This is a genomic window from Polaribacter sp. IC066 (genome assembly GCF_007997085.1).
GTDB lineage: Bacteria > Bacteroidota > Bacteroidia > Flavobacteriales > Flavobacteriaceae > Polaribacter.
The window spans coordinates 12,293-31,785 of the sequence record NZ_VORR01000033.1; the positions used below are offsets into that span (position 1 = coordinate 12,293).

Genomic DNA, 19,493 nt, shown 5'->3' on the forward strand with positions numbered 1-19,493 from the left:
CTTTGAAAATTATATAAATATAAAATGAAACAAATCATATCAATAGACTTTTATTTTCGAAACTTACAGCATGTGCCCATTATTGATGTTCGATCTCCAGGAGAGTTTTCAAAAGGAAATATCCCCAATGCTCATAATATTGAATTATTTACAGACGAAGAGCGCGCAATAGTTGGCACTGCTTATAAAAAAGAATCAAAAGAAAAAGCAATTGAGATTGGATACGAATTTGTAAAACCAAAACTAGATGACTTTATAACTAGTGCTCTTAAAATTGCTCCTAAAAAAGAAGTTGTTATACATTGTTGGCGTGGAGGAATGAGAAGTAATGCTTTTGCCGACCACCTTATTGAAAACGAGTTTAAAAAGGTATATGTTATTGAAAAAGGCTACAAAGCTTTTAGAAATTATGTGTTACAATTTTTTAAACAACCATTTAATCTTAAAATTTTAGGAGGATATACGGGTGCTGCCAAAACTGAAATACTACATTCGTTGAAAACAAAAGGACAGCAAGTTATAGATTTAGAAGGATTGGCGAATCATAGAGGATCCGCTTTTGGAGGCATAGATCTTCCGCCACAGCCAACAACTGAACAATTTGAAAATAATCTATTTTCAAGAGTACGAAGTTTAAACCCTGATAAACCAATATGGATTGAAGATGAAAGTAGCTCTATTGGAAAAGTATCAATTCCGAGTGCTTTTTATTTAGCAATGAGTACGATGCCTGTATATTTTTTAGATGTCCCCTTTACAGAAAGAACAAAACACCTCGTTGATACGTACGCAAATCTGAATCAGGATAAATTGGCAGAAGCAATTCGTAGAATAGCAAAAAGACTAGGGCACGATAGAACGAAACTAGCTTTAGAAGCGCTAGAAAATAAAAATTATTATAAAGTTGTAGAAATTACGCTTTTCTATTACGACAAATACTATTTAAAAGGATTGCAAAAAAGAGAGGATTCTACAATTAAAAAAATTAAAGTTCCTCACATAAACCCTAAAGAAACAGCAGGTTTTTTAATAAGCTTACTAAATGACAAAAATGAATAAAACTATAAAATTAACAAGCTTTAGTCACGGTGCAGGTTGTGGTTGCAAAATATCACCAAAAGTATTAACAACAATATTAGCTTCTAACACACCAAAAATCGAGGATGTACGTCTTTTAGTCGGCAACGATACAAGAGATGATGCCGCAGTGTACGATATGGGAAACGGAATCGGTATTATTAGTACCACAGATTTTTTCTTGCCCATAGTAGATGACCCTTTCACTTTTGGAAGAATCGCAGCTACAAATGCTATTAGCGATGTGTATGCCATGGGAGGAAAACCATTAATGGCAATTGCAATTTTAGGATGGCCCATTGATAAACTAGCTCCTGAAGTTGCTGCTCAAGTAATGGAAGGTGGCAGAAAAGCGTGTTCTGATGCAGGAATAATACTTGCAGGCGGCCACAGTATTGATAACCCAGAACCTATTTTTGGACTAGCAGTTACAGGATCGGTTGCCATTTCTAAACTAAAACGTAATGATCAAGCACAATCTGGAAGTATCCTTTATCTAACCAAACCTTTAGGTATTGGTATTCTTGCTACCGCACAAAAGAAAGGTGTTTTAACTGATGAACATAAAGATATTGCTGCGAACTCAATGATTGTTTTAAATGATGTTGGATTGGAACTTTCAGAAATTGAGGAAATAACAGCTTTAACAGATGTAACTGGATTTGGATTAATGGGCCATCTACTTGAAATGTGCGAAGGGAGTAATGTATCTGCCATCATTAATTATAGCAAAGTACCCATTTTCGAAGAAATTCATGGCTACCTTGATAAAAAATGTGTCCCTGGAGGAACCTTAAGAAACTGGGAAAGCTATGGACATAAACTTACGCTTGAAGATGAAAGAAAGCGACATATTTTATGTGACCCACAAACGAGTGGAGGATTATTAATTGCTGTTAAAAAAGAGGCTTCTCAAAGAGTTGAATCTATACTCAAAAGCAAGGGTCTTTATGCAGAACCAATAGGCGAGCTTATAGAAAAATCTAAATTGCCAATATATATTCATGAAAAATAATATTTATAAAAGTCAATTATAGACTAAAACAAATAGAGCGTTAAACGCGCATCTACCAAAGCAGTTGGTTAGAGAGGCTGCGGTAGCATTATCAAGAAAGAAGATATAATAATGAACCACCTAGAAGCCAATATCATTAAATTAAACATTTGTCATATTGTATCTTTTTGATTTTTGGTTATTTTAGGTTTTCCTCTTTAACTATATTTTATCAATTAAACTATCATCAGATTTATTATGTTTAAATCGTTCAAAATTATCTTCGTGAGTCACATATTTGTTTAATCCGTTATTAGTGCCAATCCAAATTTCACCATTTTTGTCTTCCACCAAAGACCGTTTAAAACTATTGCTAATGCTATTTTTATCTTTGTAATTATAGCGATACGTTTTAAACGTATGACCATCATATTTATTTAAACCATCTCTTTTACCAAACCACATAAAACCTTTAGAATCTTGCAGAATACATAACACAGAACTTTGAGATAAACCCTCTGTTAATGAGAATTGTTTAAATTTTAGCAGCTGATTTTTGCTAGAAAAATCTTGACTATTCGCGGCTATGACCACTAAAGTAAAACAGAGAAAAAATAGGATATTCTTAATTTTCATCTACAGTATTTCATTTATTAGCATCAAAAATCCATTAAAAAAGTCAATATAACAAATTATTTAGAGTCTCTTAAAGAAGATTTACGAACAATTAAATTTGTTTTCACTAAAATTGTTTTGTGGGTTTGTTGCTTACTTTTATCAGAAATTTTATCTAACAACAAATTTGTAGAAGCCACACCAATCTCTAAACCAGATTGATTAACAGTTGTTAATGCTGGTTCTATAACCGATGAAATAGACTCGTTACTAAAACCTACAATGGCAATATCTTCTGGTATTTTTATGTGTAATTTTTTTAAATATTGAATAGCACTAATAGCAACTACATCATTCGCACAAAACAGACCATCTACTTTATACGGTAAAGCTAACATTTTTTTTACGTTTGTAGCACCATCTTTTTCCATTAAACTAGATGAAATTACCAATTCTTCTCTATAAAGAATATGGTGTTTTTCTAATGCTGCTTTATAGCCTTTAAATCTGTTTTTATAAATTTCTAAATTTTGCGGACCAGAAAAATGTGCAATATTTTTACTTTTTTGCGCAATTAAATGTTCTACAGCATTAAAAGCAGCTTCAAAATCATCAATGACAACTTTACTATTGTTGGCAATATCACAGTGTCTATCAAAAAAAACAAACGGAATATTTCTTTGCTTTAATCCTTGTAAATGATCATAGTTTTTGGTTTCCATAGAAATAGAAACTAAAACCCCATCTACTCTATTTGATAACAAGGTATTTATAATACTTTCTTCTCTTTCTAAACTTTCTAAAGACTGACAAATAATAACGGTATAACCAGCCTTAAATGCGGTTTCTTCGATGCCTGCAATGGCAGATGAAAAGAAATGACGCGATATTCTTGGCACAATTACCCCTAAAGTAAAGGTTTTACTTTTTCGTAAATTAGAAGCTAAATGATTTCTTTGGTAGCCTAGTTCGGCTGCCTTTTCAAAAACTTTATCTTTTGTTTTTTTTGCCACTCGAGTACTATTATTTAACGCTCTAGAAACCGTAGAACTATTTATTCCTAGTATTTCAGCAATATCATGTATTGTTACCTCTTTATTACTCATTTTTAAAGAATACGTTCTAATTATTAGTGCTCCTATTTTTATGTGAATTTAAACATAATAGTCTCCTCTTTGGTCAGCAAATATAAAATTATTAAAATACAATCGATTGTATTTTAATAATTTTTATTACTTTTGTAGTATAAAATAAAGAAAAAATCACTTAAAATACTACATTAATGACAACAATAAACTACAGTAATAGATACGCATCATCTCCTAAAGATGTTAAATCTTATGATACTTCAAGACTAAGAGAAGAATTTTTAATCGATAATTTAATGGCTCATAATACTATTAATTTAGTGTATTCTCATTACGATCGTTTTATTACAGGAAGTGCAGTGCCAACTAAATCGGCATTAAAACTAGAGACTATAGATGCTTTAAAATCTGATAATTTTTTAGACAGAAGAGAGCTAGGAGTTATTAATATTGGGCGAAAAGGTAAAGTTTCTGTTGATGGAACTGATTATGTTTTAGAACATAAAGAGGCTTTGTATGTTGGGCAAGGAAATAAAAATGTAGAATTTTCTAGTGATGATGCAGAAAACCCTGCTTTATTCTATTTGAACTCTACGCCGGCGCACAAAGCTTTTCCGACCAAAAAAATTGGTAAAAATGATGTTGAAACTATCGAATTAGGATCAGCAGAAACTGCAAATGCAAGAACTTTAAGAAAATACATTGTAAATAGTGTGGTAGAAGTGTGTCAATTACAAATGGGAATGACCACCTTAAAACCAGGAAGTTCTTGGAACACGATGCCAGCGCATGTGCATGATAGAAGAATGGAAGTTTATTTCTATTTCGAAATTTCTGCAGATCAAGCAGTATCTCATTTTATGGGAGAACCAACCGAAACAAGACATATCTGGATGGCAAATAACGAAGCGGTAATTTCACCACCATGGTCTATTCACTCGGGTTCTGGCACCAGTAGTTACTCTTTTATTTGGGGAATGGCAGGTGAAAATTTAGATTATGGAGATATGGATCATTGTAGAATTAATGAATTAAGGTAATCAATAAAAAAATAAAAGTATGTCAATTAATTTATTCGATTTATCAGGAAAAATAGCCTTAATTACTGGAGCAACTCATGGTCTAGGAATGGCAATGGCAAAAGGAATTGGAAACGCCGGAGCTAAAATTATTGTAACGGGTAATTCATCTCAAGAAAAATTAGACAAAGCTGTATCTCTTTATAAAGAAGCAGGATTGGATGCCCATGGGTATCTTTTTAATGTTACTGACGAAAAAGCAGTGATTGAAGCTATTGCAAAAATGGAAAAAGAAGTTGGTGCCATCGATATTTAAGTAAACAACGCTGGTATTATAAAAAGAACACCATTAGTAGATATGGAGGTTGCAGATTTTAAAGCTGTCGTTGATGTAGATTTAGTAGCTCCTTTTATCGTTTCTAAACATGTTGTAAAAGGAATGATTGCCAGAAAAAGCGGTAAAATTATTAATATCTGTTCTATGATGAGCGAATTAGGTAGAAATTCTGTTGGAGCGTACGCCGCTGCAAAAGGAGGTTTAAAAATGCTGACTCAAAATATGGCTACAGAATGGGCGAAGTTTAATATTCAAACAAACGGAATTGGACCTGGCTATTTTGCCACAAGTCAAACCGAACCGATTAGAATTGATGGACATCCTTTTAACGATTTTATTGTAGGTAGAACTCCTGCTGGTAAATGGGGAAATCCTGATGATTTACAAGGTGCTGCAATATTTTTAAGTTCTAAAGCTAGTGATTTTGTAAACGGACATATTGTGTATGTTGATGGCGGAATTTTAGCTACTATTGGAAAACCAGCGAATGAATAAACCAGTTTTAGTTGGGAAGTATTTAGTAATCAGTTGGCAGTGTTCAGTTGCCGTAAGACTAGTAAAGACCTCATAGGTTTTAAAAACCTGTGAGACCTTTAGTAGTTTTCAGAGAAAGACGCTGCGCACTTTGCGAAAACTTTTAGCATTTGCATTTAAAAAACATCAATAATTATAAATCCATAAAACTATGAATATTATAAAAAATATATCCTATGTATTAGTTGTAACCGTTTTATTGTCTTGTAATCAAGAGAAAAAAGCAACAATTATTACAGTAAAAAATTCACTAGATATTGAACGTTCTCTTGAAGTTGTAGAAATTCAAAAATCTTCTTTAAATACCATTGCTATTGAAACTGTTGGAATAAAAGATGTGAAAACTGGCGAATTACAAATTACACAATTGGTAGATGTTGATGGTGACGGAATGATGGATGAATTGTTATTTCAACCAAAAATAGCCGCAAATACATCTGCTAATTTTAAAGTTGTAACCCTTACCGAAGCTGAACAACCAGAAGCTGACGAACTGTGTTATTCTCGTTTTGTACCAGAAAGAACCGATGATTATACTTGGGAAAACAACAAAGTAGCTTTTAGAGTTTATGGCCCTGTTGCACAACAAATGATAGAAGACAATATTCCGGGAGGAACTTTGTCTAGTGGTGTTGATGCTTGGTTAAAAAGAGTAGAATATCCTGTAATTAATAAATGGTACAAAGAAACTTTGATAGATAAAACTGGTAGTTATCATGAAGATACTGGTGAAGGTTTAGACGATTTTCATGTGGGTGTAAGCAGGGGTGTTGGCGGTATTGCGGTGAAGATTGATGAAGAATATCATTTATCAAAAAACTACACAAAATGGAGAACCATTACAACAGGACCATTACGAACTAGTTTTTATTTAGAATATGAAGATTGGGACGCTGCTGGCAATAAAATAACAGAATCTAAAACGATTAGTTTAGATTTAGGAAATAATTTTTCTAAATTTTCTACCCATATTTCTGGAACGAATACAATTTCTGCAGGATTAACATTGCACGAAAAAGATGGTGAAATTTCTGGTAATACAGAAAATGGTTGGGTAAGTTATTGGCAACCTCACGCAGATTCTGAATTAGGATCGGCAATTGTTGCTTCAAAAAATACCTTTAATAGCTTTGAAAATTATGATGTTGAAACCAAAGATTTAAGTGCTGGGTATGCGCATTTAAATGTAAAAGATAATAAAGTTGTTTATTATGCAGGTTTTGGCTGGAAAAAAAGTGGTCAGTTTGCAAATAAACAAGCATGGGAAAATTATTTAAATACGTTTTCTAGTATGATTAATACTCCTTTAGAAGTGAGTATCAATTAAGAAAAAACAAAAAATTTAAAGAGGGATTGCAGCAATACAATCCCTTTTTTTTATGCTTACAGATTATGCTTCTTTCACTAGTTATTGCTTTTAACGATTGCTATTCCCAAATATCAGCTATTCATTACTTCTTAAAAAAGAATAGTAACGCAGTTGCTTTTAACTTATAACTTCAAAATTTTTCGAATTGAGTTCTTATACAAAATTAGAAATTAAAGTATAAAAATAAATCATCAGAAAACTTTAAAAACTATTAAAATTTGGAGACTGACGCTAGTATTTTTACGAATAACGGCACTATAAATAGGTATTGAATTGAAGCTGTTTTATTTATACCTCAAGATAGGTATCTAGATTTTCTGCAGTAATAATATCGATGGGCAACAAGCTTTTAGCAGGTATTTCTCTATTAAAAAGAAAGTGCTCTACTAAATACGTCAAACCTAAATACACTTGCTTTTTAGGGTTTTGATGAATCAAAAAATGAATAATATGCTGGTTCAAATACTTAATATTCTCATCTAGTAAATCGTACCCTATTATTTTTATGTGGGCTAATTGTTTGTTTTTAATAAACGCTGCTATTTTATAAACTTTAGAAGTGGTTACAAAAATCCCGGCTAAACCTGAATGATTGTCAATAAAATCTCCCAATGTATCATCGATATTTTGTTGCTTACAATTCCAAGTTACAATAGTGTAATTCCCTATTTCGTTAAAATAACTTCTAAATCCTTTTTCTTTTTCTTGAACATAAATAGCATTATTGCTGTCTTCATCAATATTTATAATCGCAATTGTTGCGTTTTTTGAAGTTATTTCTTTCATTAAACTTGCCGCAATTCTTCCGCTTTTAAAAAGATCTTGACCCACAAAATTCTTACTATTTTCTATATCTAATTGATTATTAAATTTACTAACCAAAATATTTGCGTTGTTATAATTGGCAACAACTTTAACGGTTTCTTTGTAAAAAAGTGGCGCCAATAAAACCGCATTTGGCAACAAGCCGAGCACCTTTTTATGCACCTCTAAAAAAGACGATGGCTGCATCAGATCAAAAAAGTAATATTCAATAAAAATACCAAAAGAACTATATTCATTAATCGCTTCTTGAATTCCTTCAAAACAAGGCGTCCAAAAAGCATCTTCTTTATAATCTGGCAACACAACACAAATATGATATTCTTTTGTGTTTTTTAAACTTCGAGCGAGTAAATTTGGCTTATAATCTATTTCATTTAAGACGGCATTTACCTTTTCGTATGCTTTTGCAGATACTTTTCCTCTTTTATGAATTACGCGATCTACAGTTCCTTTAGATACGCCGGCTAATTCTGCAATGTCTTTAATGGTGTATTTTTTCATTTTCACAAATATATCGATTTAATTTTAAAAAATGTGTTCGAACACATTTACTTCAATTTCTTTGCGAATTAAAAAAAAATGATATACATTTGTGTTAAATACAATCGATTGTATTTAAGTTTTAAACTAAAAACTCTTTCTAAATCAGATAATTATGAATAAAACTAACAAACCCACTTTAGTCGTTTTAGCGGCAGGAATGGGAAGCAGATATGGCGGATTAAAGCAAATGGACACCTTTACCCCAGAAGGCGATACCATTATTGATTTTTCGCTGTACGATGCCATACAAGCTGGTTTTGGTAAGGTTGTTTTTATCATCAGAAAATCTTTTGAAGAAGAATTTAAAACTCTTTTTAATAAAAAATTGGCAGGCAAAATAGAAATAGCGTACGTATTTCAAGAATTAGATACCGTTCCAGAAAAATATATCGATCCAGAAAGAGTAAAACCCTGGGGAACAGGGCATGCTTTATTAATGACAAAAGAAGTGGTAAAAGAAAATTTTGCCATTATTAATGCCGATGATTTTTACAGCAGACAAGCTTTTGATGCGATTGCAGAACAATTAAGAAATACAGATTCAAATAGTTACAATTTTAGCATGGTTGCATATTCTTTAAAAAACACAATTTCAGAAAACGGTTATGTTTCTAGAGGAGAGTGCAGTGTTGATGAAAATAATTTTTTAACAGATGTTACAGAACGTGTTAGAATAGAAAAAATAGATGGAGTACTAAAAAGTGAAACTGAAAATGGCAACATGATTCCTATTGATGAGAACTGCACCGTTTCTATGAACTTTTGGGGTTTTACACCTAAATGTTTTGAATTTGGGAATGAATTGTTTTTAACCTTTTTAGAAGAAAGTAAAGGAAAGTTAAAAGCCGAGTTTTATTTACCAACTATTGTAAATAAAATGCTCGATTCAGAAAAAGTGTCTGTAAAAGTATTGCAATCTAACTCAAAATGGTTTGGTGTTACATACAGCGAAGACAAAGAAACGGCACAAAATGAGATTAATACATTAAAGGAAAACGGAGTATATCCAACAAAATTATGGAACTAATATGAACACAGAAATTATAAAATCTATTTTTAACGAGTTCGACCATAAATCAAATTATGTAAGTCATGCCGAGTTAAATTCTGGTCACATAAACGATACTTTTTTAGTAAAATCATCAGGCACAACGAATTATATTTTGCAAAGAATAAACCATGCTGTTTTTAAAGATGTGCCTGGTTTGGTCAATAACAAAGTTATTACGAGCAACCATATTAAAAGTAAATATCCGAACGTATCCGAAGAAAAATTAAATCAAAAGGTTTTAAGTTTTGTAAAAGCTACAAATTCTGATTTCTATTATTTAAAAAAAGATGGCGACTTCTGGAATATGATGATTTTTATTGATGACAGTGTTACGCATGAACTAGTGCAAGATGAAGAAATTGCCTATGAAGGAGGTAAACTTTTAGGCGAATTTTTAAACTTAACATCAGACTTTGATAGTGCTCAATTAATCGATGTGATTCCTAATTTTCATGACATGTCTTTTCGCTACGCTCAATATGCGTCTTCCGTTCAAAGTGCGTCGAAAAAAAGATTAGAAAAAGTAACTAAATACACAAAAATTGTTGCAGATTTAAGGAATGAAATGCACATTCTTCAGGAGCTTAAAGAAGCCGGGAGTATTCCTGTTAGAGTTACTCATAACGATACTAAAATTGCCAATTCTCTTTTTGATAAAAATAAAAAGGGAATTTGTATGATCGATACAGATACTGTTATGCCAGGAATTATTCATTATGATTTTGGTGATGCCATTAGAACAATTTGTAATACTGCCGCAGAAGATGAAAAAGATCTGTGTAAAGTAGAATTTAATTTAAGGTATTACAAAGCATACGAAAAAGGATTTTTAGAAAAAACAAAAGGTTCTTTGTCTAAAATAGAATTAAATTATTTGCCTTTAGCCGCAAAAACAATGATCTTTATCATGGCAATTCGTTTTTTAACAGATTACCTGAATAATGATATGTATTATAAAACAACTTACGAAGAGCACAATTTAGACAGAGCCAAAAATCAATTTAAATTGATAGCGAGTTTTTCTGAAAAATTATCATCATAACCATTAAATATTAATTCATAAATACTTTTAATCTTCATACCTATGAACCAAAAAAAGAACACCGTAGCAATTGTAATTATTGCAAGTTTATTTTTCATTTTTGGCTTTGTCACCTGGATAAATGGAGCGCTAATTCCGTTTATGAAAACCATAAACGAGCTTACAGATGCACAATCTTATTTAGTAGCATCTGCATCTTACATTTCTTTTGTTGTAATGGCGCTACCCGCCTCTTATATTTTAAATAAAATTGGCTACAAAAAAGGAATGTCTTTAGGATTAATTATTATGGCAGTTGGTGCTTTGGTTTTTATACCCGCAGCAGAAGCAAGAACCTATTGGGTATTTTTAGCTGGTATTTTTATTCAGGGAGTAGGAATGACTATTTTACAAACAGCTGCAAATCCATACATTACCATTTTAGGACCTATAGAAAGTGGTGCAAAACGTATTGCGATTATGGGAATTGCAAACAAAACCGCTGGTGCTTTAGGATCTCTAATTTTTGGAGCCTTATTATTATCAGGAATTGATGAAACAAAAGAAAAATTAAGTAGTGCAACTTTAGAAGAAAAAAACCTGTTGCTAGATACCATGGCAGACAGTGTTTTTATGCCGTATATCATTATGGCAATTGTTTTATTTTTATTGGGAATCTTAATAAGAAAAGCGCCCTTACCAAATGTAGAGGCAGACGAGAGTGAAGAAGTTGAAGTAGGAAAAACAGCAAAAACAAGCATTTTTCAATTCCCTAATTTATGGTTGGGTGTTTTAGCGCTATTCGTTTATGTGGGTGCAGAGGTAATTGCTGGTGATACTATTATTTCTTACGGAATTTCATTAGGTTTTACAGGTGAAGAAGCTAAATATTTTACAACCTATACTTTATTGGCAATGGTTGCAACGTATGGCTTAGGTGTTTTCTTAATTCCTAAATACGTTAAACAAAAAACAGCCTTAATTGCAAGTGCCATTTTAGGAATAATTTTTAGTTGCTGTATTTTAAATACAACAGGCTTTATATCTATATTATTTGTTGCTGGTTTAGGGATTGCAAATGCTTTAGTTTGGCCGGCAATTTGGCCTTTAACTTTAAATGGTTTAGGCAAATTCACAAAAACGGGTTCCGCTCTTTTAATCATGGCAATTTCTGGTGGCGCAATCATTCCGCCATTGTATGGTAAAATTGTTGATGCAAATAAATTAGAATTAATTGCTAACGGATTGCAAGAAGCAGATGCTATGGCTACCGCTTCTACAAGTAGCTACTGGATCTTAATTCCTTGTTATGTAATTATTCTGTTTTTTGCAATATGGGGACACAAAATTAAAAATTGGACAAAATAAGAATCTGTAAACTTAAAACAAATGACCAAAAATTATAATTGGGGAATTATTGGCTGCGGCAGTGTAACCGAAATTAAAAGCGGACCAGCGTACCAAAAAGTAGATGGTTTTAATTTACATGCCGTTATGAGGCGCGATATCGAAAAAGCGAAAGATTATGCTTTTAGACATCAAGTTCCAAAATTTTATGGAGATGCAGATGCGCTCATTAATGATCCAGAAATTGACGCTATTTATATAGCTACTCCACCAGATTCACATACATTTTATGCGCTTAAAGTTGCAGCAGCAGGTAAAGTTTGCTGTATAGAAAAACCAATGGCAACAGCGCATAAAGAGTGTTTGCAAATTAATGCTGCATTTGACGCCAAAAATATTCCTCTTTTTGTGGCGTATTATAGAAGATCACTTCCTCGCTTCAATCAAATTAAATCATGGATTAACGAAAATAAAATAGGACAAGTAAGGCATGTAAATTGGCATTTAAGCAAGCCCGCAAATGACATTGATATCTCTAAAAAATACAATTGGCGAACAGATTATACAATTGCTAAAGGAGGCTATTTTGACGATTTAGCTTCTCACGGAATAGATTTATTAATTCATTTTTTAGGCGATATTAAAAATGCCCAAGGCATTGCAACCAACCAACAAGGTTTATATACCGCTATGGATGCTATTACAAGTAGTTGGCTTCATACATCTGGTGTTACAGGTTCTGGTAGCTGGAACTTTGGATCAGAAAAAAGAGAGGATTTAGTACAGATATACGGCGAAAAAGGGAAAATAAGTTTTTCTGTTTTTGATGAAAATCCGATTGTATTAGAACACGGTAATCATAAAGAGACTTTAAGTATCGAGCATCCAGAAAATATACAATTGTTCCATGTTCAAAACATGCAACATCATTTAGCAGAAAATAACAAACATCCTTCTACAGGAAAAACGGCAGCACAAGCCTCTTGGGTATTAGAAAGTATATTAAAAAATAATCATTAAAAAACAGAAAAATGTTAAAAAGTACAATCGACAAAGCAACAGGTTTCGAAAAAAGATTCGAGAATATTGGAACGGTAGTTTTTAATAACTCTAAATCGGCATCAAAAGAGATAGCGCAAGAAATAGCAAGCCTTATTAAGGTAAAACAATCTCAAAAACAACCCTGTATTTTAGGTTTAGCAACAGGCTCTTCTCCTAAAGGATTGTATGCAGAATTAGTGCGTTTACACAAAGAAGAAGGGTTAAGTTTTAAAAACGTGGTTTCTTTTAATTTAGATGAATACTACCCTATGGAACCCGACTCTGTGAATAGTTATGTTCGTTTTATGCAAGAGCAACTATTTAATCATATCGATATTTTAAAAGAAAACTGCTACGTACCAGATGGCACTTTATCTAAAGAAAATATTAGAAATTATTGTGATGAATATGAAGCTAAAATTGAAGCTTTAGGCGGTATCGATTTACAAATTTTAGGAATTGGCGGAAACGGTCATATTGGATTTAACGAATCTGGTTCGCTTCAAAATTCTAAAACAAGACTCGTCGCTTTAGATCATATTACAAGAGTAGCCGCAAGCGGAGATTTTTCTGGTTTAGATAAAACACCAAGAACTGCCATTACATTAGGTGTTAAAAAAATAATGGAAGCTAAAAGAGTCATTTTAATGGCTTGGGGAGAAAGTAAAGCAAACATTATTAAAGAATCTGCAGAAGATCAAGTTACCAGCAGAGTTCCTGCATCTTATTTACAAGAGCACAATAATGCAACTTTTGTTTTAGACAAAGCAGCGTCTTCTAAATTAACAAGAATAAACACACCTTGGTTGGTTGAAAAAATTATTTGGACAGATAAATTAAGTAAAAAAGCCGTTTTAAGCTTGGCACTTGATTTAAAAAAACCCATTTTAATGTTAACCGATGCAGATTATATTGAAAATGGAATGAGCGATTTATTAGCAGATTCTGGACCTGCTTATGACATCAACATTAAAATATTTAATCAATTACAAAATACAATTACAGGTTGGCCCGGAGGAAAACCAAATGCTGATGATCACAAAAGACCAGAAAGAGCCGAGCCTGCAAAAAAACGTGTATTAATTTTTAGTCCACACCCAGACGATGATATTATTAGTATGGGTGGTACTTTTAAACGTCTACATGAGCAAGGGCATGAAGTACACATCGGTTATCAAACTTCAGGAAACATTGCTGTTGCCGATGATGAAGCATTGCGTTTTGCCAGCTTTGTATGTGATTATAATACAAAATTCGGAATAGAAAATACGGCAGCTACCAGTATTTACAAAAAAGCCGCAAAATTTTTAAAAAATAAAAAATCAAGCGAAATTGATACTCCAGAAGTACGCTATATAAAAGGATTAATTAGAAGAGGTGAAGCAAGAGCAACCTGTCATTTTATCGGTTTGCCAGATGCCCAAATTCATTTTATGGAATTACCTTTCTATGAAACAGGTGCCATCAAAAAAAATCCTATTAAAGTAGCTGATTTAAAAATAACAGCCGATTTAATAGAGGAAATTAAACCGCATCAAATATTTGCTGCAGGAGATTTAGCCGATCCGCACGGAACCCATAAAGTTTGTTTAGATGCTGTATTTTCTGCAGTAAAAGAAATAAAACACAAAAAATTTATGGACGATTGTTGGGTATGGTTATACAGAGGTGCTTGGCAAGAATGGGGAATTGATGAAATTGAAATGGCGGTGCCTATGGGACCCGATCAGGTGTTAGAAAAAAGAAAAGGAATCTTTAAACATCAATCTCAAAAAGATGGCGTTGTTTTTCAAGGTGCAGATAGTAGAGAATTTTGGCAACGTGCAGAAGACAGAAACAAAGAAACCGCAGGTATTTATGATTCTTTAGGTTTGGCGCATTATGCCGCTATGGAGGCCTTTGTAAGATGGCATTTCTAGAGCGTTAAAACGTTTCGATAGCAGATAAATTTTCTAATTTATCTGCTACTGGAACGCTAAAAGATGTTGCAAAAAAAATATATTAAAACTAATATCACTAAAATATTGGTAAAGTAAATAGGGTGATACCTATATAAAAAACCAATATCGTTAAATAAATCCGAAGCTTAATCACTCTTATTTTCAGTTTTCTAAAAATGATTGCCTAGAACAAAGTACTGATTTTGATACACTGATTAATTGGTTAAGTAGAGAATTTAAAGTGTGTCAACTAGACAAAAATAGAGATTTAAAAGTGAGCTTTCCTAAAGGATATTTTATTGTTTGCGCTGTAAAAGTCATCCATAAAGAGTATGCTGTTTTTATAAGTTTCAAATCAAAGTTTACCTTCACTAAAATTAAGGAAAAATTATCGGCAGTAGTGTATAGATGTAACCAATTAAAACCAATTTATTCTTATGAGTAATTACCATATTAAACATTTAGAAGAATATTATCAAGTTTATAGAAAATCCATTCGTGAACCCGAAAATTTTTGGGAAGAGATTGCTGAAGAACATTTTATTTGGAGAAGAAAATGGGATAAAGTTTTAGAATGGGATTTTTCTAAACCCGAAATCAAATGGTTTCAGGGTGCACAATTAAATATTACAGAAAACTGTATCGATAGGCATTTGGCAACTAGAGCAGATAAAACCGCTATTTTATTTGAACCTAATAATCCTAACGAAGCGGCGCAACATATTACTTATCAACAACTATCAGAACGCGTTAATCAGTTTGCCAATGTATTAAAAGCTAACAATGTTGGTAAAGGAGATAGAGTTTGTATTTATGTACCTATGATTCCTGAATTGGCAATAGCAACATTAGCCTGTGCTAGAATTGGCGCTATACATTCTGTAGTGTTTGCAGGTTTTTCTGCCACAGCATTAGCAACAAGAATTAATGATTCGGATTGTAAAATGGTCATTACTTCGGATGGCTCTTTTAGAGGTACAAAAAGCATCGATTTAAAAGGAATTGTAGACGAAGCTTTAGAAAATTGTGCTGGCGTAAAAACAGTTTTAGTAGCAAAAAGAACTAATGCTAACATCCGAATGAAAGCAGGGCGCGACAAATGGTTACAGCCTTTGTTAAACGAAGCTTCTAAAAAATGTGAAGCAGAAATAATGGATGCCGAAGATCCGTTATTTATTTTATACACTTCAGGATCTACGGGCAAACCAAAAGGAATGGTGCATACCACAGGCGGTTATATGGTATATACAGCGTATACTTTTAAAAATGCCTTTCAATATAAAGAAGATGATGTGTATTGGTGTACCGCCGATATTGGTTGGATTACTGGGCATTCTTACATTGTTTACGGACCGCTTGCAAACGGCGCAACTACGGTTCTTTTTGAAGGTGTACCCAGTTATCCTGATTTTGGACGCTTTTGGGAAATTGTAGAAAAGCATAAAGTAAATCAATTTTATACCGCACCAACAGCTATTAGAGCTTTAGCAAAACACGGAACAGCATTGGTTGATAAACATGATTTATCGTCTTTAAAGGTTTTAGGTTCTGTAGGTGAACCCATTAACGAAGAAGCTTGGCATTGGTTTAATGACAATATAGGGAAAAAGAAAAGTCCGATTATTGATACCTGGTGGCAAACAGAAACTGGTGGCATGATGATAACTCCAATTCCTTATGTAACACCAACAAAACCGACTTATGCAACCTTGCCTTTTATCGGAATTCAACCTTGTTTGATGGATGAAAATGGCAACGAATTAAAAGGAAATCAAGTAGAGGGAAGACTGTGTATAAAATTTCCTTGGCCAAGTATTGCACGAACTATTTGGGGCAATCATGAGCGTTATAAAGAAACCTATTTTTCAGGATATAAAAATATGTATTTTACGGGTGATGGTGCTTTAAGAGATGAAGTTGGTTATTATAGAATTACAGGAAGAGTAGATGATGTAATTATTGTTTCTGGTCATAATTTAGGAACAGCACCCATTGAAGACGCTATTAACGAGCATCCTGCAGTTGCCGAATCTGCCATTGTTGGTTTTCCGCATGATATAAAAGGAAGCGCATTATATGGTTATATCACTTTAAAAGATATTGGCGAAAGTAGAAATCATGACAATCTGAAAAAAGAAATAAATCAATTAATTGCTGATAGAATTGGACCAATTGCAAAATTAGATAAAATTCAGTTTTCTGACGGATTGCCAAAAACTAGATCAGGTAAAATTATGCGTCGTATTTTACGAAAAATAGCCTCTAATGAAATCGATAATTTAGGCGATGTTTCTACGCTTTTAAATCCTGAAGTAGTACAAACTATTATTGATCACAGATTGTAAAAAACATAAAGAAAAACGCATAAATAATTAGCATTCTTAACAACACGCCATTTTTAATTGCTCAAATACGTTCTTTCTGTTAGATTGATAAAATTGAATCTTAAAAATTATTTGTGTCCGATTAAAAATAGCATACGTTAATTAAGCGCTTTCAAGTAAAGAGACTACACTTGATTTTTAGAGTGATACCTTGTTTTTAGAATTAATTTTAAATTGAGAAATTTATCCTTGTTTTTTATCTGATATTAAGTTAGGTATAATATAGTCTTGATTCCCTGCCTGATGCACTTATCGACAAAAAAAGTAGCAAAAAAAAATCTTATCATCATAATTATCTCTTCTATTATTTTCTTAAAAGTAACTTTGCAAATCTATAGGCCAACCGCCATGCAGGTTGGCTCTAAAAGCACAGCGCTCTGGTTTCTTTTATCGAACAACAATGATTAAAATAGAAAACAAAAAAAGGTATCAGCTAAAACTGATACCTTTTTTATTTGACAAACTACTTTCGTTATTGCTTACCTCCTAACAGCAATAACTCATTCACTAAAATTTCTGTCACATATCTTTTTTCGCCCTCTTTTGTTTCATAAGATTTATTGGTTAATTTGCCTTCAACTGCAATTTCTTGCCCTTTTTTAACATACCCCTCAACAACTTTTACCAAACCGCCAGTAATAACAATATTGTGCCAATAAGCACGCTCTACTTTATGACCATCTTTGTCTTTGTAACTATCATCTGTAGCCATAGAAAATTTTGCCATTTTGTTACCATCTTTAAACGTGATAATTTCTGGCTCTTGACCTAATCTACCAATTAATTGTACTTTGTTTCTTAACGTATTCATAAGATAAGTTTTTATGCACTTTTTATTTAAATGCAAGTTTATAATTTGTTTTTGTTTAAAAGACACTGAATCGAGTTCAGCACTAATAACACTGCAAAGTTGCGACACCAATCAAGGTTTATTCGGTTACAAAACAATTACTTTCGGTTGTAATTATTTGTAGTCGTTTGTAATTGGATATTTCTAACGGCAAACCATGTAAAACCAAAGCATTAATAGTATATTTATTATTTATACAGATAGGCCCATTTATTAAACCAGCAATGCAATACTTAATATTGATTAATTAAAAAAAAATGAACACTTTTAGCGACATAAAAGAATTGGTTTCTACTCTTAAAAGAGAAGAAAAACTGATATCTGAAATGTTTAGTAAAAGAAAGAAACTTGATTATAAACTTTCTGATGCCCAAGAATTGGTTGACTTTGATGAGAACAGAGTTGATTTTTTAACAGAAAGAAACGTTCTTAGAAAAAACGGAAATCTTTTAGAACTTGATGACGATTTTTTAGAATTCTTTGAAAAAGTACTCGATGTGAATGAAGAAATCAACCTATCTTATATTGATGAAAACATTAAAAATATCAAAGAAAACATCAATTACTTCTTAAACGAAACGAATGAAAATAGGAAGTATGATTATCTGCGATTGATAAAAAAAACATTCCGAAAAATGGGCATTATCACATTGAAAAGTGTGGTAGATTTAAGAAGAAATATTGAGACAACTTTTAAAAATGAAGTTAATTATAAAAACAAAAAATTAAAACTAGAAAATCTTGATGCAAAAAGAACGGTTGTAGAAAACCTGATAAAACAAACTTTACAATTAATTGACGAAGAAGAAACTACCTTTTTTAACCGAGGGTTAGATGAAGAATTAAAGCGAATTATTGTAGCGTTAAAATATCAACTTGGCGAATGTTCGCACAATTTAATAGAAATAGAAAAACAGATTATTAATTTTTTAAATCAGATTAAAATTCAAGGCAAATTTTTAGAGAAATTAAGAAAACTAAAATATCTAAAAGACCATTTTACCATTGAAGCAGAAACAGATATCAAACAAGTTTTAGCCCACAAAAACGAAATTATTTTTGAAACCAAAATTTTTGAACCCTTAAATGTATCTATCGATCTTTTAAGAAGTGATGAAAAAGCTTTTGAGGCTATTAAAAGAATCGCGAAAAATCAGCAAAACAGAAAACTTTTTAAACCCGTTTTAGCCGATACAATTTCTGATGAGTTTCTCGAAAATAATGTTGAACAAGAAATTGCCATTGTATTAGAGGAAGTAAGAAACGGTTTTTTGGCAACCAGCGACCACCTTTTCAACTTTATTATCAACTATCATTTTGGTAAAAACGTAACTTTTAATGAGCGCGTAACTATCTTTTGCCAAATGGCTTCTCAATATGAATTAGAATTTAAAATTAAGACTGATTTTCAAATAAGTAATGGTGTTGAATACGCCTTAATTTATCCGAAATAAAACT

The 19,493-nt window shown here is 32.2% G+C and carries 15 protein-coding genes and 1 pseudogene; 12 read left to right on the forward strand and 4 right to left on the reverse strand.

From position 1 onward, the window contains the following. Positions 1-24 precede the first annotated feature (24 nt). Together mnmH and selD are read left to right on the forward strand one after the other, a co-directional pair. Positions 25-1,059 (forward strand): tRNA 2-selenouridine(34) synthase MnmH, encoded by a 1,035-nt coding sequence (mnmH, locus tag ES044_RS11820; protein ID WP_147187189.1) that lies wholly within the window; start codon positions 25-27, stop codon positions 1,057-1,059. Continuing rightward, positions 1,052-2,092: a selenide, water dikinase SelD gene (gene selD, locus ES044_RS11825; protein WP_147118030.1), complete on the forward strand. Its 1,041-nt coding sequence runs from the start codon at positions 1,052-1,054 to the stop codon at positions 2,090-2,092. The genes mnmH and selD overlap by 8 nt, the downstream gene beginning before the upstream one ends. Positions 2,093-2,293: 201 nt before the next feature. Here the strand turns inward: selD and ES044_RS11830 are convergent, their stop codons facing one another. Next, positions 2,294-2,707: a two-component regulator propeller domain-containing protein gene (locus ES044_RS11830; protein ID WP_147187191.1), complete on the reverse strand. Its 414-nt coding sequence runs from the start codon at positions 2,705-2,707 to the stop codon at positions 2,294-2,296. Between the two features lie 56 nt (positions 2,708-2,763). Then, positions 2,764-3,792, reverse strand: coding sequence for a LacI family DNA-binding transcriptional regulator (locus tag ES044_RS11835; protein ID WP_147118032.1), 1,029 nt, complete (start codon positions 3,790-3,792; stop codon positions 2,764-2,766). 176 nt (positions 3,793-3,968) lie between these two features. On the opposite strand from ES044_RS11835, the gene kduI reads away from it, so the two are divergent. The 3 genes and pseudogenes from kduI (at position 3,969) to ES044_RS11850 (ending at position 6,991) form a co-directional block, all read left to right on the forward strand. After that, positions 3,969-4,814 carry a 5-dehydro-4-deoxy-D-glucuronate isomerase gene (kduI, locus tag ES044_RS11840; protein WP_147118033.1) on the forward strand — a complete coding sequence of 282 codons (846 nt, stop codon included), beginning with the start codon at positions 3,969-3,971 and terminating at the stop codon, positions 4,812-4,814. 19 nt (positions 4,815-4,833) lie between these two features. Further along, a pseudogene (locus tag ES044_RS11845) lies at positions 4,834-5,625 on the forward strand (gluconate 5-dehydrogenase). A gap of 190 nt (positions 5,626-5,815) precedes the next feature. Beyond that, entirely contained in the window at positions 5,816-6,991 is a 1,176-nt protein-coding gene (locus tag ES044_RS11850) for a DUF4861 family protein (protein ID WP_147118034.1), read from the forward strand. A gap of 330 nt (positions 6,992-7,321) precedes the next feature. On the opposite strand, the gene ES044_RS11855 is transcribed toward ES044_RS11850, so the two are convergent. Continuing rightward, a complete protein-coding gene (locus ES044_RS11855; protein WP_147118035.1) occupies positions 7,322-8,359 on the reverse strand; it encodes a LacI family DNA-binding transcriptional regulator in 1,038 nt (345 codons plus the stop codon). Positions 8,360-8,513: 154 nt separating this feature from the next. Between ES044_RS11855 and ES044_RS11860 the strand changes: the two genes are divergently transcribed. The 6 genes from ES044_RS11860 (at position 8,514) to acs (ending at position 17,146) form a co-directional block, all read left to right on the forward strand. Beyond that, a complete protein-coding gene (locus tag ES044_RS11860; protein WP_147118036.1) occupies positions 8,514-9,428 on the forward strand; it encodes an NDP-sugar synthase in 915 nt (304 codons plus the stop codon). A 1-nt stretch (position 9,429) separates the two neighbouring features. Then, complete coding sequence (locus tag ES044_RS11865; protein ID WP_147118037.1) at positions 9,430-10,494, forward strand: phosphotransferase; 1,065 nt, start codon at positions 9,430-9,432, stop codon at positions 10,492-10,494. A 42-nt stretch (positions 10,495-10,536) separates the two neighbouring features. Continuing rightward, positions 10,537-11,841: a sugar MFS transporter gene (locus ES044_RS11870; RefSeq protein WP_147118038.1), complete on the forward strand. Its 1,305-nt coding sequence runs from the start codon at positions 10,537-10,539 to the stop codon at positions 11,839-11,841. Positions 11,842-11,862: 21 nt separating this feature from the next. Next, entirely contained in the window at positions 11,863-12,840 is a 978-nt protein-coding gene (locus tag ES044_RS11875; protein ID WP_147118039.1) for a Gfo/Idh/MocA family protein, read from the forward strand. Between the two features lie 11 nt (positions 12,841-12,851). After that, positions 12,852-14,780: a glucosamine-6-phosphate deaminase gene (nagB, locus tag ES044_RS11880; protein WP_147118040.1), complete on the forward strand. Its 1,929-nt coding sequence runs from the start codon at positions 12,852-12,854 to the stop codon at positions 14,778-14,780. Between the two features lie 458 nt (positions 14,781-15,238). Beyond that, complete coding sequence (acs, locus tag ES044_RS11885) at positions 15,239-17,146, forward strand: acetate--CoA ligase (RefSeq protein ID WP_147187193.1); 1,908 nt, start codon at positions 15,239-15,241, stop codon at positions 17,144-17,146. 511 nt (positions 17,147-17,657) lie between these two features. Here acs and ES044_RS11890 read toward each other — a convergent pair. Continuing rightward, positions 17,658-17,996: a single-stranded DNA-binding protein gene (locus ES044_RS11890; protein WP_147118042.1), complete on the reverse strand. Its 339-nt coding sequence runs from the start codon at positions 17,994-17,996 to the stop codon at positions 17,658-17,660. A 296-nt stretch (positions 17,997-18,292) separates the two neighbouring features. Between ES044_RS11890 and ES044_RS11895 the strand changes: the two genes are divergently transcribed. Continuing rightward, positions 18,293-19,489 (forward strand): hypothetical protein, encoded by a 1,197-nt coding sequence (locus ES044_RS11895; protein ID WP_147118043.1) that lies wholly within the window; start codon positions 18,293-18,295, stop codon positions 19,487-19,489. The last annotated feature ends 4 nt before the right edge of the window (positions 19,490-19,493 follow it).